Source organism: Nocardia sp. NPDC004568 (assembly GCF_040609955.1).
In the GTDB taxonomy this organism is placed as follows: domain Bacteria; phylum Actinomycetota; class Actinomycetes; order Mycobacteriales; family Mycobacteriaceae; genus Nocardia.
Genome location: NZ_JBEXLL010000034.1, coordinates 49961 through 65600 on the forward strand (window position 1 = coordinate 49961; position 15640 = coordinate 65600).

Genomic DNA, 15640 nt, shown 5'->3' on the forward strand with positions numbered 1-15640 from the left:
GTACTTGCGGAGGGTGGGCGCGTCGACTAATACTTAGCCATATGGCAAAGTATTCGGAGTCGCTGGACGGTGTGTTCGCCGCGCTGTCGGATCCTTCCCGGCGGACAGTGGTCCAGCGGCTCGGATCCGGTCCCGCCAGCGTCGGCGAACTGGCCCGGGATCTGCCGATCACCTTGCCGTCGTTCATGAAGCACCTGCGGGTGCTGGAGGACAGCGGGCTGATCCGGACGGTCAAGACCGGGCGGGTACGTCGGTGCGAACTCGACCGCGAACGGTTCGCACTGATCGACGGCTGGCTGGCCGAACAGCGGCGCGTCTGGGAAGACCGCACGGACCGACTCGAACGATTTCTGCTGGAAACCGAGGAGCCCACCGATGAATCCTGATCTCGACCTGACCCTGCACCGGGTGATCCGCGCGCCGCGCGGCAGCGTATGGAACGCCTGGACCGACGCGGGCAGCCTCGCCCGCTGGTGGCTGCCCGCCCCGGCCCGCTGTCGTGTCGAGCGGCTGGAGGTCCGCCCGGGCGGCGCCTTCGTGACCAGGATGAGCGCGGACGGTGGCGATTTCGTCCCGCATCTGGATGCCTGTTTCCTCGTGACGGACGAACAGGAACGGCTGGTCTTCACCACCGCGCTCGACAGCGGCTGGCGGCCGGCCGCCGGGGAGATCCTGATGACCGCGGAGATCACTCTGCGTGACCACCCGGACGGCACCGACTACCACGTCCTGGTCCGGCACGGTGATCCGGCCGCGCGGGCTCGGCACGAGGATCTCGGTTTCGCGCACGGGTGGGGCACGGTGACCGATCAGCTCGCCGCGCTCGTCGAGAGTGAGGTGCGGGCATGAAACTCGTGCTCACCGAATTCCTCACCCTCGACGGAGTCGCGCAGGGACCGGGCTCGGCCACCGAGGACACCAGCGACGGTTTCGACCGCGGCGGCTGGCTGGTCCCGTACCTGGACGAGGCCTTCGTGCGGCGGACCTCCGAATGGCTCGACGCCGCCGACGGATTGCTGTTCGGGCGCCGTACCTATGAAGCCTTCGCCCGCGACTGGCCCGCGATCACCGACCCCGGCGACCCATTCGCGAAGCGGATGAACACCCTGCCGAAATACGTGGTGTCCAGCATCCTGACCGAGGGAGAGTGGAACCCGACCACCGTGCTGCCGGGTGATCCGGTCGTCACGGTCGGGGAGCTGTTGCGCCGGCCGGGACGCGAACTGCAGATCCACGGCAGCTCCCGGCTGGGTGACGCACTGCTCGCCGCCGGGCTGGTCGATACCGTCCGGCTGGCCGTCGCGCCCACCGTGTTGCGGACGGGCCGGCGACTGCTCGCCGGCGCCGGGCCGGCCACGGGTCTGCGGCTGACCGGCCACGAGGCCACGCCGAGCGGCCTGCTCCTGCTCGAATACGAGGTCACCGGCCCCGCGCCGCTCGCCGAGTTCGACGGTGTCGCCCAGTTCGCCTGACACCGATCCACGCGTCGCCGCCCGGTCCCGGATTCGGGGCGCGGGTGCGGCCGCGGATTGGTACTGTGGCTGCTCGTCACGTCGAGGCCGAGGAGCGATCATGAACCGTAGGGTGCTGAGCATTGTTGCCGTGGGCGCGTTTTCGCTCGCGATCGGCCTGCCACCGGCCGCGGCGGCCGCGGAGGGGATCGCGGTGCGGCCTGCCCCGCCCACCGAGCGGATCGAACCGACGACGGCACCGTTCGATCCCATCTGCCCGCTGTGCTTCGTGCGCGAATTCCTGGAGACCTTCTCCTAGTCTCCGCGGGGACGCTCGACGCCGAGTTCCGCGGACCAGCTGTCGGCCCAGGCCGAGATCGGCCGGAGATGGCCGAGGAGCCGATTCCCGGACTCGGTGAGCGTGTAGCCCGCGTCGGCGCGCTCGACGAGGCGGGTTTCGGTGAGTTCGCGCAACCGGCGGGTCAACAGGCTGGAGGACATGTTGTCGCACCGTGCCCGCAGGTCGCGGAAGGTTACCGGGTGGGTGGCGGAGTGCAGTTCCCACAGGACGCGCAGCGCCCAGCGCCGGCCGATCAGATCCAGTAGTGCCATGACCGGCCGGCCGGTGGACGATCCGCGGACCGGTCTTCCGGGCCCGGGGGTCGCGGCGGCGGATTCGGCTGTCATTCGGGCTGCGCGGGCAGCGGGGAGCGCTCGAGTCGGGTTCGCATCGCGGCGATCGCCGTGCGCAGCACCGTGAACGGCCGGAGGAACAGCGTGATGTGGACGAGCCGACCGGTCGAATCGCGCTCCTCGTGCAGCAGGCCGTGGAGCTCGTCGCCGCCGAGGGAGGCGACGAAACGGCTGAATGTGGTGGTCTCGCCCTCCTGCTGTTCGATCGGGGTGGGGTTGTCGATGACCTCGCCGATCGTCGCGAGTATGTGCAGGGCCGCGTCCCGGCCGCGATAGTCGGTCACCGGGCTGGAGAACACCACGGCGTCGGCGACGGCCGCCGCCAAGCCGTCGATGTGCCCGGTCCGCCATGCCGTGAGCACCGGGGACGAGGTTCGCATGCCTCTAAAATAGAGGCATGCGAGTCATTTGTCACCGAGCGCGCGGCGGTGACGGCCCGCCGATGCGGGCGCCGGTACCCTCTACGATCTCCTGGTGCCCGACCGATATGAACCCATCGACGTGCGGAATCCCCGCGTGGTCGCCGCCGTCAAACTCCATCGTGGCGCACCGCGCAAGCGGGCCGGCAGATTCCTGGCCGAGGGCGCGAATTCGATCGGCGCCGCCCTCGAGGCCGGCCGCGTCCGCGAACTCTTCTACTCCGCCGAGGGCGCCACCCGGGAACACGCCCTGATCGCCGGAGCCGAGGCCGGCGGAGTGCGCACGACGCTGGTCTCCGACCGGGCCGCACAGGCCCTGGGGGAGACGGTGACACCGCCCGGTCTGGTGGCCGTCTGTGATCTGGTCGATGTGCCGCTGGACCGGATCGTGTCCACGGATTCCGGGGCGAGCGTTCCGCGCATACTGGCGGTGCCGGTGGCGATCGCCGACCCGGGCAATGCGGGCACCCTCATCCGGGTGGCCGACGCGGTCGGCGTCGACGCCGTGGTGCTGGCCGGTGACAGCGTGGATCCGCACAACGGCAAATGCGTACGTTCCTGCGCGGGCAGCCTCTTCCACGTCCCGATCGCTCGTGCCCGCGACACCGCCGCGGTGCTGGACCAGATCGAGACCGCGGGTATCACCACCGTGGCGACCACCGCCGCCGGTGAGGTCGATCTCGAAGACGCCGACGAACTGTTCACCCGACCGGTCGCCTGGTTGTTCGGCAGCGAAGCCCACGGTCTGGACCCGGAGGTCGCGCGCCGGGCCCGGCACCGTATCCGGATCCCGATCCGGGGGCGGGCCGAAAGTCTGAACCTGGCCACGGCCGCCGCGATCTGTCTCTACGCGAACTCGCGTATCCGCTTCGGACGCGGCTGACCACCGCGACCCCGCACGACCGGGCTTTCCGCGACGGCGCCGCCGCCGGGACCCGCCGGTTCACGGCACAGCCGCCCGCGCCGTGGCGATCCGCTCGGCCGGTGTCGCGCGACGATGTGTTCGCTCGGTGGCCGCGTCCGTCGCTACGGCAGGCGGTTCGGGGGCCGGCGCGGATTCACATTCCGTGCTCGTACAGATCGGCGAGGATCTCCTGGGCCCAGTCGGCCGCGATGGCCTCCGGGCCGGTGACCCGCAGCGCGGCCATCACGGTGAGCAACATGCCGGTCGAGAGAAAGCGCCGGGTGTCGGCGGTGGAGGCGCCGGTGAGTTCACGCACCAGCCGGTAGATGCGGCCGTACCGGTCGCGGACGACCGGGCCGATCTCGGGATCGCCCGCTGCCGCGAAAGCGTGCAGCAGTACCTGCAGCAGGGTGCGTTCGGCGAGGAAGTGCTCGTAGGCCTCCGACAACGCGTCGAGAGAAGGTTCCGGTCCGGCGCCCCCCGCGGCCTGGGTGAAGACCTCTTCGATGCGATCGCAGACCTGGGCGACCGCGGCGAGGAACAGGCGCCGTTTGGAGCCGAAGAGGCGGATGACGTACGGCTGGGAGACCCCGGCCCGGCGGGCGATCTCGTCCGTGCGGGTGGCCGCGTAACCGGATTCCGCGAAGGCCTCGACCGCCGCGGTCAGTACCTGAACCCCTCGTTCGCCGGCGGTCATCCTGGTCCGGCTCGTCGATTCCGGCATGGTCCTCCTCGTCTCGTCTGCCCTTGACATGTTATCAGTCGATGCATACCGTCATGGGCAGACTAGTTATCAGTCAATAACAACAAGGACTGGATATGATCGAGATCTCGAGCTCACCAGCTACGACACCACCACCCGCCGCCGCGGTGCTCGCACCCCCGGCCGATCCCGGCCGGCGGCCGCTCGCCGCGGTGCTCGCCGCGGTCGGTATCCCGATGTTCATGGTCACGCTGGACAACCTGGTGGTCACCACCGCGCTCCCGGTGATCCGCACCGAGCTGAACGCCTCGCTCGGCGACCTCCAGTGGTTCGTCAACGCCTACACCCTGTCGTTCGCCGCCCTGCTGCTCACCGCGTCCGCCCTCGGTGACCGGCTGGGCCGCCGGCGCGTATTCCTGACGGGTATCGCGGTGTTCATCGCCGCCTCGGCGGCCTGCGCGCTCGCCACCGATCCGGCGACGCTGATCGCCGCGCGAGTGGTCCAGGGATTCGGCGGTGCTGCGGTGATGCCGCTGTCGCTGACCCTGCTCTCCGACGCGGTGCCGGAGCGCCTGCGCAGCGCGGCCATCGGGATCTGGGGTGGTATCGCCGGGCTCGGCGTGGCCGTCGGGCCGTTGCTGGGTGGTGCCGTGGTCGACGGATTGAGCTGGCAGTGGATCTTCTGGGTCAATGTGCCCATCGGGGTCCTGGTGCTGCCGCTGGTGGTCCGGACACTGGGTGAATCGCGGGGCGGCGGCGGTCGCCTGGATCCGATGGGACTGGTGCTGGCTTCGGCGGGAGTGCTGTCGGTCGTCTGGGGCATCGTGCACGGCGCCGACGACGGCTGGACCTCGCCCGGGGTGCTCGGCGCGCTGCTCGGCGGCGCGGCGCTGCTGGCCGCGCTCATCGCCTGGGAGCGCCGGGCCGCGGCGCCCATGCTGGCGCCCCGGCTGTTCCGGATCCGGGCCTTCGGCGTCGCCAATGTGGTGGCCTTCGCCTTCTCGATCGGCGTTTTCGGATCGATCTTCCTGCTCGCCCAGTTCTTCCAGGTGGTGCAGGGTTACAGTCCGTTCGAATCCGGTGTCCGCACCATGCCGTGGACGATGGCGCCGATGGTGGTGGCCCCGCTCGCGGGCCTGGTGATCGACCGTGTCGGCGCCCGGGTTCTGCTGGTCACCGGGCAGACGCTGCTGGCGGTGGCACTGGCCTGGATGGCCGCGATCACCTCGGTGGACCTCGGGTACGGCACGTTCGTGGCGCCGCTGCTGCTGGCGGGCGTGGGGATGGGCCTGACCTTCGCGCCGCTGGCGACCGTGGTCATGGGGGCGGTACCGGAGGCGGACCGCTCGGTGGCCTCCGGCACCAACAACACGGTGCGGGAGGTCGGCGTGGCAGTCGGTATCGCGGTCCTGGCCTCGGTGTTCGCCTCGTACGGGGCGTATACGGACCCGCAGAGCTATGTGGACGGGCTGGTACCCGCGGTCTGGGTGGGGGCGGGGATCGTGGCGGCCGGGGCGCTGGCCGCCGCCCTGCTCCCGGGCCGGGTGAGCGACCGGGTGCCGGGGCGCTGAACGAGCACCGTCCGCCGTGGCGGACGGGTGCCGGATCGAACGGCGGCGCGGCCGAACGGGCGCGCCGCCGTGTCAGCGTTCGCGGACCGAGACCAGCGATTCCGTGGAACCGAGGGGCGCGGCCGGGCCGGGCGGGCGCTGCCGCCGGCTCGTGGTCGCGTACAGCACGACCAGTAGCAGGCTGAACCAGACGTAGCCGTTCCCGATCACTTTCTCCCAGCCCGACCAGTTCAACTCCCGCCCGTCGTTACCCGGCAGGTCGTTGTGTTTCGCCAGGACGAACACCACTACCGTGGCCGCCGCCGCGGCATACCAGCCGCGGACCTCGGACCAGGGCCGGGTGGTGGCGTAGCCGATCATCGCCAGCAGCGCGGGCGCCACCCATACCCAGTGATGCGACCAGGAAATGGGCGAGACGAGCAGCGCCACGACCGCGTTGACGGCCAGCGCGATCATCGGGGGTGTCCCGGTGCGCCGGATGGCGGCCACCGCCACCGCCACCAGCGCGACCGCGGCGAGCAGCCACAGCGCGGTGGCCAGGGTGCCGGTGACCTCGAATCGGGCCAGCACGGCCTGGATGGACTGGTTGGTCTGGAACTCGGAGCCGCTGAGCCCGCCGACATTGCCGAATCCACCGAACCAGTACCGCACGGATTCGTCGGGCATCACGGCGAAGCCGATCGCCGTGGCGACCGCCCCGCTGATCGCGGCCGTGGCGGCGGCCTTGTAGTCCTTGCGGATCAGGAAGAACAGGACGAACGCGGCCGGGGTCAGTTTGATCGCCGCCGCGATACCGAGCAGCACGCCGCGTGGCCAGCGCGGATTGCGGGTGAGGCAGTCGGCCGCGACGAGTCCCATCAGGATCAAATTCACCTGGCCGAAGTCCAGGGTCGACCAGATCGGCTCCAGCAGCAGCGAGAGCGGAGTGGCGGTCGCGGTCACCACCAGGGCGAGTCTGCGCTGGTCGTGCCGGGGCCAGACCTGCCGGGCCACCAGGTACAGCGTCATCGCCAGAGCGCCGATCGAGACCACCAGGTAGGCGATCACCGACGCGGCCCACGGCAGCAGTGCGTAGAGCCCGAGTGCCAGCGCGGCGAACGGCGGGTAGATGAACGGGAGGCTGATATCGGCGGCCGTCTCCGGGAGATGACCGTAGAGATCGCCGCCGGCCCGCCACTCCTCGACCCCGAGCCGGTAGACCTCGAGGTCGATGTACTCGCCGCTGATGGCACGGAACGGATCGATCGGGCGTGACATACACACCCACGTCACGACCACCGCCAGCAGCGGCAGCAGCCAGACCGCCTGCCGGCAGGCACGTCCGGCGAGCGTCTCGGTGCGGGTCAAGGCGTTCGTCATCGGAGGGGACTTTACCGGTTGAAGGTGTCCGCGTACCGGGCAGTGAGCGGCGGGGGATATCGGCGTGAGTTCGATACCGGCCATCGAATACGATTCCACCAGCAGCAATACGGGTGCCGGAGCTTACCGGGCCCGCTCACCGATGCCTAGGGGAGAGACGAGTAGACCGTGGCCGACGACACCGACGCAGGCGCAGCGACCGGCGGGCAGGAATCCGCGCTCACCGAAGAAGCCCTGGCCGCCGCGGCCGCGGCGGCCGAGAAAAGCTTCGCGGCCGCCGCCGACCTGGATGCCCTCGCCGCCGCGAAGACCGAACACATGGGTGGCCGGTCGCCGATCGCGCTGGCCCAGCGGTCGCTGGGATCGTTGCCCAAATCGGAGAAGGCCGACGCCGGGAAACGGGTGAACAAGGCGCGGGCGCGGGTCTCGGAGGCGTTCGAGGAACGGCAGCGGGTGCTGCTGGCCGAACGTGATGCCGCGGTGCTGGTCGCCGAGGCCATCGATGTCACGCTCCCGGCGAACCGGCGGCCGGTGGGCGCCCGGCATCCGATCACCGTCATCTCCGAGCAGGTCGCCGACGTATTCGTCGGGATGGGGTGGGAGATCGCCGAGGGCCCGGAGGTGGAGACCGAGCACTTCAACTTCGACGCGCTCAACTTCCTGCCCGACCATCCGGCGCGCACCATGCAGGACACCTTCCACATCGCACCGGCCGGCTCCCGGCAGGTGTTGCGCACCCACACCTCCCCGGTCCAGGTGCGGTCCATGCTGGAGCGGGACCTGCCGATCTATGTGGTGTGCCCGGGGCGCACCTTCCGCACCGACGAACTCGATGCCACCCATACCCCGGTGTTCTCCCAGGTCGAGGGCCTGGCCATCGACAAGGGCCTGACCATGGCGCATCTGCGCGGCACACTGGACGCGTTCGCGCGGGCCCTGTTCGGTCCCGAGACCACCACCCGGATCCGGCCCAACTACTTCCCGTTCACCGAACCCTCGGCCGAGGTCGACGTGTGGTTCCCGGACAAGAAGGGCGGCGCCGGCTGGGTCGAATGGGGCGGTTGCGGCATGGTCAACCCGAAGGTGCTGATCGCGAGCGGGATCGACCCCGACGAGTACAGCGGCTTCGCGTTCGGGATGGGGCTCGAGCGCACGCTGCAGTTCCGCAACGGCATTCCCGATATGCGCGACATCGTCGAGGGTGATGTGCGGTTCACCCTGCCCTTCGGTATCCGGTCCTGATCTTTTCCGAGCGAGAGAGCGAACGTCACAGTGCGAGTAGCGCAGTCCTGGCTGACCGAAACGATCCGCCGCACCGTTCCCGACTGGGAGGTGACGCCGGAGGAACTCGACGCCGGATTCGTCCGGGTCGGGCTCGAAGTCGAGGAGGTCGACCAGCTGGAACGAGTGGGTGGGGAGATCGAGCACCCGCTGGTGGTCGGCCGGGTCGCCGAGATCACCGAGCTCACCGAGTTCAAGAAACCCATCCGGTTCTGCAAGGTCGATATCGGCGCGGCCGAACTGCAGGAGATCGTCTGTGGAGCCACCAATTTCGCGGTCGGTGACCTGGTGGTCGTGGTGCTGCCCGGCGGCGTGCTGCCGGGCGGGTTCGCCATCTCCTCCCGTAAGACCTACGGCCATATCTCCAATGGCATGATCTGCTCGGTCGCCGAACTCGGTATCGGCAAGGACCATTCGGGCATCCTGGTGCTGGAACCGGGTACGGCCGAACCCGGTACCGATGCCAACGAGCTGCTCGGTCTCGGCGATACCGTCATCGAATTGAACATCACTCCCGACCGGGGCTACTGCTTCTCGGTGCGCGGCCTGGCCCGCGAACTGGCCTGTGGTTTCGATCTCGAATACGCCGACCCGGCAGTGCGGTCCCTGCCGGACGGGCCGGAGGCGTGGCCGGTGGATGTGGTACCGGAATCGGGCTGCACCCGGTTCGGCGTCCGCCGCGTCACCGGTCTCGATCCGCACGCGGTGAGCCCGTGGTGGATGCAGCGCCGGTTGCTGCTGGCGGGCGTGCGGCCCATCTCCCCGGCGGTCGACGTGACCAATTACGTGATGCTGGAACTCGGGCAGCCGCTGCACGCCTTCGACGCGGCGAAACTCAGCGGCGGCCTGGTGGTGCGTCGCGCGCGTCCCGGTGAGACGTTGCGCACCCTCGACGAGGTCGAACGCGAACTCGACGCCGAGGATGTGGTGATCGCCGACGACACCGGGGTGGTCTCGCTGGCCGGTGTGATGGGTGGCGCGTCCACCGAGGTGAGCGCGGAGTCCACGGATATCGTCCTCGAGGCCGCCACCTGGGATCCGCTGTTCGTCTACCGCACCGCCCGCCGCCACAAGCTGGTGTCGGAGGCGAGCAAACGCTACGAGCGGGTGGTGGATCCGGAACTGAACCTGGCCGCGCTGGATCGGGCCGCCACCCTGCTCGCGGAGATCGCCGGGGGCACGGTGGAGCCCACGCTCACCGACATCCGGCTGCCGCTGACCGCGCCGGAACCGATCCGGATGGATATCGACCTGCCCGACCGGGTGGCCGGAGTCCAGTACGCCCCCGGTACCTCCGCGCGCCGCCTCACCCAGATCGGCTGCCATGTCGAGGTGGCGGTCGACGAGACCAGCGGCCACGGTCAGCTGGTGGTGACGCCGCCGAGCTGGCGGCCCGACCTCGCCCAGCCGGCCGACCTGGTGGAAGAGGTACTGCGGCTCGAAGGGCTGGAAAAGATCCCGCCGGTGCTGCCGCAGGCACCCGCCGGGCGCGGCCTCACCCCGGTGCAGCGCCGCCACCGTGCGGTGAGCCGGGCGCTGGCCTTCGCCGGCTGCGTCGAGGTGCCGCCGCCGGTGTTCCTGCCCACCGGGGTCTTCGACACCTGGGGGCTGGACGACGACGACCCGCGCCGCGCCACCACCCGGGTGCTGAACCCGCTCGACGTGGAACGCGCCGAACTCGCCACCACGCTGCTGCCGGGGCTGCTGGAGGTCGCGGCGCGCAATATCTCCCGCGGCGCCCGCGATCTGTCGCTGTACGGGATCGCCCAGGTGGTGCTGCCCGGCCCGGATACCGGGCCGGTCGAGCCGCTGCCGGTGGACCGCCGCCCGACCGACGCCGAGGTCGCCGAACTGCTGGGCTCGCTGCCCGCGCAGCCCCAGCACGTCGCGGTGGTGCTGACCGGCCGCCGGGAGCCCCGCGGGCCGTGGGGTCCGGGCCGGGTGGCCGAAGCGGCCGACGCGTTCGCGCTCGCCGATGTGGTCGCCGAGGCCGCCGGGGTTCGACTCGAACGCCGGCCCGGCAAACAGCTGCCGTGGCATTTGGGGCGGTGCGCCGAACTGACGGTGGACGGTGTCGTGATCGGTTACGCCGGTGAGTTGCATCCCGGGGTACTGGAACGTTCCGGCCTGCCGCCGCGCACCTGCGCCCTGGAATTGGACCTGGACGCACTGCCGCTGCGCGAAGCCCGGCCCGCCCCGGCCATCTCGCCGTTCCCGGCCGTGCTGCAGGACGTCTCGGTGAGCGTCGCGCAGGAGGTGCCGGCGGCGGAGGTCGAGACGGCGCTGCGGTCCGGCGGCGGGGAGCTGCTCGAGGATATCGCGCTGTTCGACGTGTACGCGGGCGCGCAGGCGGGGGAGGGGCGTAAATCGCTCACCTACGCACTGCGGTTCCGGGCCGCCGACCGCACGCTCACCGAGGACGAGGCCAGTGCGGCGCGCGATGCCGCGGTGGCCGCTGCCGCGGACGCGGTGGGCGCGGTGATCCGCTCGTAGGAGTGCCGTTCTCCGGCAACGTGGTCGGTCCGTCCGAACGGCCGGGGCCGACGCCGTAGGCTGGGTCACATGAGTGAACCGAGCGCAGGCGATCCGGGCGCGCTCGCCGCGCGTTTGGCGGCCCTGCCCGACGAGCAGTTGCTGGCCGTCCTGGTGGTGGCCGCGGCAGGTCGTGACAAGCTGGCCCCGCTGTACGAAGCCGCTACCCGGCTGCTGTCGGAAACCGGACAGAGCGCCGCGGCGCCCGATGTGATTCCCGGCACCCCTGCGTCGTCCGGCTATGGTGCCGGGCCCGATATCGGTTCGTCGTCGCAGATCGGCGGGGGTGTCGGTGCGGCAGCCGGGGCAGGCGGGGGAGCGACCGGTTCGGCGGGTGGTTACTCCGCTTCCGGTGTGCCGACGTTCGGGTCCGTTCGCGATAAGGTCGAGCGGCGTTTCGGCACCGCGTTCGGTGCGCGGGCACTCGGTAGGCAGAGTCCGGCCGGCCGCGGCGCCGACGAACAGTGGGAAGCGCGTGAACAGGCCGCGCGGGAACGTCTGGCACAGATTCGCACCTCCTTGCACGAGGGCGAAGGGTCCTGATCCCGCCCGGCCCACGCCGGAGCGACAGGGGACGGATCCGATGAGGCGATACCTCCGCCTTCGCTGCGGCCTGCGCCGACCGGATGAAGCCGCGCCGAAGGAGAATCCGTGACCGAAACTGCCGATACCGCACGCGTACTCGCCGGTCGGCTGCTCGACGCCCAGGTACGGTGGCTGCTCGACGAGGTGAGCGGGGACCGGTTCGCCGAAGTCGTCGCCCGGGACGTGGCGGCCGTGCTCGAGGTCGCGGGTACGGTCCGCGCGGGTGAGGTCGTCGAGGTCGAACAACTCGAGCAGACCGTGGCCACCCTGGTCGACAAGGTGGGCGGCAGCGCGGTCCTGGCGGATACCGCCGGGCTGTTCGCCGACGCGATCTACGACAGTATCGCCGCCAACGAGGACCACACGTTGGGCGAACTCGTCGAACGCGAGCCGGTCGAGGCGCTGCTACAGAAGATCGTGGATATGCACCAGACCCAGGAACGGGTCCTGGAACGACTGACCGACAGTCCCCTGGTGGCCACCGTCGCCTCGAAATTCGTCGACAAACTGGTCGGTGATTTCGTGGAGGCGAATCGGCAGCGCGCGGAGAAGATCCCCGGTATGGGCACGCTCATGTCGATCGGCCAGTCCGCCGCCGACCGCGCCCGCAAGGTGGCCGAATCCAACACCATCCTCGGCGATATCGCGGGTAAGGGCGCTCTGTACGCGCTCAAACGCACCAACAACGCGATCCGCGAAATGCTGCGCGACGCCCCGGTGCACGACGCCACCATGGAGTTCTGGGATCTGCACGCCGACGAACCGATCAGCGGCCTGCGGGAGTACCTGACCAGACAGGATCTGCGCGAACTGGTCGCGCTCTGCTACCGGATCGCGGTGACCACCCGGGAGAAGGAGTACTTCGGCCTGCTGGTGACCGAATGCGTACAGGTCTTCCACGAGAAGTACCGCGATCACACGCTCACCGCGCTGCTCACGGAGCTGGGGTTGACCGGCGACGATATCGTCACCGAGATCCTGCGCTACGGCCCGGCGGTGGTGGACGCCGCGAAACGCGACGGGGTACTCGCGGGGTTGATCCGCGAACGGCTGGAACCGTTCTACTACTCCGACGAGGTCCTGACGATCCTGACGCCGGACGCGTAGCCGGCGTCGGCGCCGTCGAGCGGATCGTTCACCGCCGCGCCACGACCGCAGGCCCAGCCACAGCCCGTTGAGGATCGTGGGCGCCGCGGCGGGCAGCATGATCCGGGTGAGCAGGGTCGCGCCGCGCAGGCCGTAGGCCCGGCCGACCTCGATCAGATGCGGATCCACCTGGGAGAGAGCCGACGCGGTGGTGCTGTAGATCGGGAAGAACGCGCCGACGGCGACCAGCACGACCTCGGGTTGTTCCCCGATTCCCAGCCACAACAGCAGCAGCGGCACCCAGGCCGGGGACGGTACGGTGCGCAGGATCTCGACCGTCGGCGCGAGCAGCCGGCGGGCGAGATCGGACAGTCCGATCGGCGTGCCCAGGGATTCGAACGCCCGGCCGGTCACACCGGCCGCAGGAGGTCAGGAGCGCACCTGCTCGGTGTCCTTCTTGTCCAGCGCGGCACGTTCGGCGAGCAGATCCCGGATCTCGGTCAGCAAGGCGATATCGGCCGGAGTGGTCGGTTCGGCGTCCACCTTGTTGCGGGCGTAGAAGCGTTTCTGCATGGTCTTCATCGGCAGGATGAGCGCGAAGTACAGCACTGCGGCGACCATGACGAAATCGATGGCGGCGCTGATGATCGGGCCGAGCGCGATGAAGGTCGCGGGCTTGCCCGCGAGCAGCGTGATCCCGAAACCGAACTGGCTGCTGCCGCCGAGCACGGCCAGCAACGGTTCCACCACGCCCTTGGTGACCGAACTCACCACCGCGGTGAACGCGGTGCCCATCACGACGGCAACGGCCAAATCGATGACATTCCCGCGCATGAGAAAGTCTTTGAAACCCTTGAGCATCAATCCACTCCGTATCGAACGCTGCTCTTCCTCCGCCGGACCCGGCCTCGGCCGCCGATCGATACCGCTGCGATCGAGGTCCCGGCGCTACACCGCAGGTGATAGTGGCAGCCGGGATTGCGCCACGCAAACCGGCGGCGACCCGACACGCGCCCGGTCCGCCGGAATCCGCGGCCCGGCCGGTGCCGTCGGCCCGCGTGGCGCCGCGTTAGGGTCGAGGTATTGCCGGGGCGAACAGCTACCAGGAGGAACCGTGGCATCGACGACACTGCTGGGCCGAGCGGTCCGGGGCTTCAACACGGGAGTGATCGCACTGCTCGCCGCCCCGGTGCTGGGCCCGCTGCTGGGCAAGGGTTTCGTGGAGATCGAATACGTGGGGAGGAGGTCGGGCCGGACATTCCGGACACCGGTGAACTATCTGAAGAAGGACGGCGGCCTGCTCATCGGTGTCGCCATGCCGGACAAGAAGACCTGGTGGCGAAACTTCCTCGGGGAGGGCGCGCCCATCCTGCTGCACTTCCGCGACGGTGACCGGCGCGGGCACGCGACCGCCGGGCGCGACGAGAAGGGCCGGGTCACCGTGCGGGTCCGGCTCGACGATCCCGCCTGAGCACGGTCCGCCGGCCGGGCGGGCACCTACCGAGCTCCGCCACACCGGTCGGCGACAGCTCGGGAATCGAGCCCGATCCGAGGAGGCCGAGGGTAATCCGGATGCGGTGGTCCGCCCGAATCGTTATTCTCTGTCCCGTGTCGAGCCCGGAGGCATCCAGAGCAGGGCTGCCGGTCATCCCCGTCAGCCCCTGACTTTTCGCAACCCGTTCGCCGCGCCGCCCTTCGGTCGCGCGGTCATCAGGTGATTCCCGGGCGCTGACCGGGGTGCCGAGACGTTTCCTGTCTCTTCCACCTCGGAGCCCTTCATGCCTTTCGCTCTCTATCTGCTCGCCCTGGCCCTTTTCGCCATGGGCACATCGGAATTCATGCTCGCCGGTCTGGTGCCGGATATCGCGGCCGATCTCGGTGTGGACCTCGCCGCCACCGGCCTGCTCACCGCGGCATTCGCCCTCGGAATGATCGTGGGCGCACCCTTGATGGCGGGCCTCGCCCGGAACTGGCCGATCCGGTCGAGCCTGCTGGGGTTTCTGCTCCTGTTCCTGGCCGCGCATATCGCCGGGGCGGTGACCGGCAGTTTCTCCTTCCTGGTAGCCACCCGGGTGGTGGCCGCAGTCGCGAACGCCGGATTCCTCGCGGTCGCCTTGACCGCGGCCGCCGCGCTGGTGCCCGCCGGACAGCAGGGCCGGGCGCTGGCGGTCCTGCTGGGCGGTACCGCCCTGGCCACCGTGGCGGGTGTGCCGGGCGGAGCGTTGCTGGGGACGGTGCTCGGCTGGCGGGCCACCTTCTGGGCGCTCGCGCTCCTGTGCCTGCCGGCCGCGGCCGGTGTCCTGGCCGGCCTTCCCGGGCGCTCACGGGAGACCGGCGCCCCCGACCTCCGTCGCGAAGTCGCGCAGTTGCGACGGCCGCGGTTGCGCACGGTCATGTTGCTGGGGGCATTGGTGAACGCGGCCACCTTCGGCAGTTTCACCTTTCTCGCGCCGTTGGTCACCGGGGTGGGCGGGCTCGGCCCGCTCTGGGTGCCGGTGGCCCTGGTGCTGTTCGGCGCGGGTTCCTTCGCGGGCGTGACGGTCGCCGGACGTCTGTCCGACGAGCACGCCCCGGTGGTTGTCGCGGCCGGTGGCCCGCTGCTGTGCGGTGGCTGGTTCGCGCTCGCCCTGACCGCCGACCGTCCGGTCGCCCTGCTGGTCCTGGTGTGCGCGCAGGGCGCATTGTCGTTCGCGGTCGGGAGCACACTGATCACGCGGGTGCTGTACGAAGCCGCGGAGGCGCCGACCATGGCGGGTTCCTACGCGACCGCGGCATTGAACGTCGGTGCCGCGGTGGGGCCTGTAGCGGCCGGACTCGCCCTGGCGAACGGCGGGGGTGACCGGGGGCCGGTGTGGGTGAGCGGGGTTCTGGTGGGGGTGGCGTCGCTGCTCGCACTGCGGTTCCGCGTGGTCCGCACCGCGGCTCCGGAGACGCGGTAACCGGAGCCGTCCGGGCGGGCGTCGGAGGCCGGTGTCGCCCGCTCTGTCGGCGCCCGGCACGCGGTCCCGGTCTGAATGCGCGGGAAGGTACGCGTTCCGCGCTCCGCACCGGTGCGG

General features: G+C 70.2%; 17 protein-coding genes and 1 pseudogene. 12 read left to right on the plus strand and 6 right to left on the minus strand.

What is annotated here, in order from left to right; all coding sequences use genetic code 11:
• Nucleotides 1-41: 41 nt before the first annotated feature.
• The 4 genes from ABZV91_RS17185 to ABZV91_RS17200 all read left to right on the plus strand — a co-directional run bounded on the left by ABZV91_RS17185 (nucleotide 42) and on the right by ABZV91_RS17200 (nucleotide 1770).
• Nucleotides 42-386, plus strand: coding sequence for a metalloregulator ArsR/SmtB family transcription factor (locus ABZV91_RS17185; protein ID WP_355242140.1), 345 nt, complete (start codon nucleotides 42-44; stop codon nucleotides 384-386).
• Nucleotides 376-849, plus strand: coding sequence for an SRPBCC domain-containing protein (locus tag ABZV91_RS17190; protein ID WP_355242143.1), 474 nt, complete (start codon nucleotides 376-378; stop codon nucleotides 847-849). Before ABZV91_RS17185 ends, ABZV91_RS17190 begins: the two co-directional genes overlap by 11 nt.
• Nucleotides 846-1472: a dihydrofolate reductase family protein gene (locus ABZV91_RS17195; RefSeq protein ID WP_355242145.1), complete on the plus strand. Its 627-nt coding sequence runs from the start codon at nucleotides 846-848 to the stop codon at nucleotides 1470-1472. The genes ABZV91_RS17190 and ABZV91_RS17195 overlap by 4 nt, the downstream gene beginning before the upstream one ends.
• Nucleotides 1473-1572: 100 nt before the next feature.
• Complete coding sequence (locus tag ABZV91_RS17200) at nucleotides 1573-1770, plus strand: hypothetical protein (protein ID WP_355242148.1); 198 nt, start codon at nucleotides 1573-1575, stop codon at nucleotides 1768-1770.
• Here ABZV91_RS17200 and ABZV91_RS17205 read toward each other — a convergent pair.
• Nucleotides 1767-2138, minus strand: coding sequence for a helix-turn-helix domain-containing protein (locus tag ABZV91_RS17205; protein WP_355242150.1), 372 nt, complete (start codon nucleotides 2136-2138; stop codon nucleotides 1767-1769). The two genes, ABZV91_RS17200 and ABZV91_RS17205, sit on opposite strands and share 4 nt — an antisense overlap.
• Nucleotides 2135-2524, minus strand: coding sequence for a hypothetical protein (locus ABZV91_RS17210; protein ID WP_355242153.1), 390 nt, complete (start codon nucleotides 2522-2524; stop codon nucleotides 2135-2137). The genes ABZV91_RS17205 and ABZV91_RS17210 overlap by 4 nt, the downstream gene beginning before the upstream one ends.
• A 94-nt stretch (nucleotides 2525-2618) precedes the next feature.
• On the opposite strand from ABZV91_RS17210, the gene ABZV91_RS17215 reads away from it, so the two are divergent.
• Nucleotides 2619-3446 (plus strand): RNA methyltransferase, encoded by an 828-nt coding sequence (locus ABZV91_RS17215; protein ID WP_355242155.1) that lies wholly within the window; start codon nucleotides 2619-2621, stop codon nucleotides 3444-3446.
• A 175-nt stretch (nucleotides 3447-3621) separates the two neighbouring features.
• On the opposite strand, the gene ABZV91_RS17220 is transcribed toward ABZV91_RS17215, so the two are convergent.
• A complete protein-coding gene (locus ABZV91_RS17220) occupies nucleotides 3622-4191 on the minus strand; it encodes a TetR/AcrR family transcriptional regulator (protein ID WP_355242157.1) in 570 nt (189 codons plus the stop codon).
• 95 nt (nucleotides 4192-4286) lie between these two features.
• Here ABZV91_RS17220 and ABZV91_RS17225 point away from each other — a divergent pair, with 95 nt between their 5' ends.
• Nucleotides 4287-5741: an MFS transporter gene (locus tag ABZV91_RS17225; RefSeq protein ID WP_355242160.1), complete on the plus strand. Its 1455-nt coding sequence runs from the start codon at nucleotides 4287-4289 to the stop codon at nucleotides 5739-5741.
• A 72-nt stretch (nucleotides 5742-5813) separates the two neighbouring features.
• On the opposite strand, the gene ABZV91_RS17230 is transcribed toward ABZV91_RS17225, so the two are convergent.
• Nucleotides 5814-7100, minus strand: coding sequence for a glycosyltransferase 87 family protein (locus tag ABZV91_RS17230; RefSeq protein ID WP_355242163.1), 1287 nt, complete (start codon nucleotides 7098-7100; stop codon nucleotides 5814-5816).
• 168 nt (nucleotides 7101-7268) lie between these two features.
• Between ABZV91_RS17230 and pheS the strand changes: the two genes are divergently transcribed.
• The 4 genes from pheS to ABZV91_RS17250 all read left to right on the plus strand — a co-directional run bounded on the left by pheS (nucleotide 7269) and on the right by ABZV91_RS17250 (nucleotide 12605).
• The gene (gene pheS, locus ABZV91_RS17235; RefSeq protein WP_355242166.1) at nucleotides 7269-8342 is read left to right on the plus strand and encodes a phenylalanine--tRNA ligase subunit alpha; all 1074 of its coding nucleotides are present in this window, start codon (nucleotides 7269-7271) and stop codon (nucleotides 8340-8342) included.
• 30 nt (nucleotides 8343-8372) lie between these two features.
• Entirely contained in the window at nucleotides 8373-10874 is a 2502-nt protein-coding gene (pheT, locus tag ABZV91_RS17240; protein WP_355242169.1) for a phenylalanine--tRNA ligase subunit beta, read from the plus strand.
• A 69-nt stretch (nucleotides 10875-10943) separates the two neighbouring features.
• Complete coding sequence (locus ABZV91_RS17245; RefSeq protein ID WP_355242171.1) at nucleotides 10944-11456, plus strand: hypothetical protein; 513 nt, start codon at nucleotides 10944-10946, stop codon at nucleotides 11454-11456.
• A gap of 108 nt (nucleotides 11457-11564) precedes the next feature.
• Entirely contained in the window at nucleotides 11565-12605 is a 1041-nt protein-coding gene (locus ABZV91_RS17250; protein ID WP_355242174.1) for a hypothetical protein, read from the plus strand.
• 69 nt (nucleotides 12606-12674) lie between these two features.
• Here ABZV91_RS17250 and ABZV91_RS17255 read toward each other — a convergent pair.
• Together ABZV91_RS17255 and mscL are read right to left on the minus strand one after the other, a co-directional pair.
• Nucleotides 12675-12998, minus strand: a pseudogene (locus ABZV91_RS17255) (ABC transporter permease subunit); the annotation flags it as partial.
• Nucleotides 12999-13013: 15 nt separating this feature from the next.
• Nucleotides 13014-13445: a large conductance mechanosensitive channel protein MscL gene (gene mscL, locus ABZV91_RS17260; protein WP_355242176.1), complete on the minus strand. Its 432-nt coding sequence runs from the start codon at nucleotides 13443-13445 to the stop codon at nucleotides 13014-13016.
• 253 nt (nucleotides 13446-13698) lie between these two features.
• Here mscL and ABZV91_RS17265 point away from each other — a divergent pair, with 253 nt between their 5' ends.
• Together ABZV91_RS17265 and ABZV91_RS17270 are read left to right on the plus strand one after the other, a co-directional pair.
• Entirely contained in the window at nucleotides 13699-14055 is a 357-nt protein-coding gene (locus ABZV91_RS17265; protein WP_355242179.1) for a hypothetical protein, read from the plus strand.
• 307 nt (nucleotides 14056-14362) lie between these two features.
• Nucleotides 14363-15523 carry a Cmx/CmrA family chloramphenicol efflux MFS transporter gene (locus tag ABZV91_RS17270; RefSeq protein WP_355242182.1) on the plus strand — a complete coding sequence of 387 codons (1161 nt, stop codon included), beginning with the start codon at nucleotides 14363-14365 and terminating at the stop codon, nucleotides 15521-15523.
• Nucleotides 15524-15640: the final 117 nt, after the last annotated feature.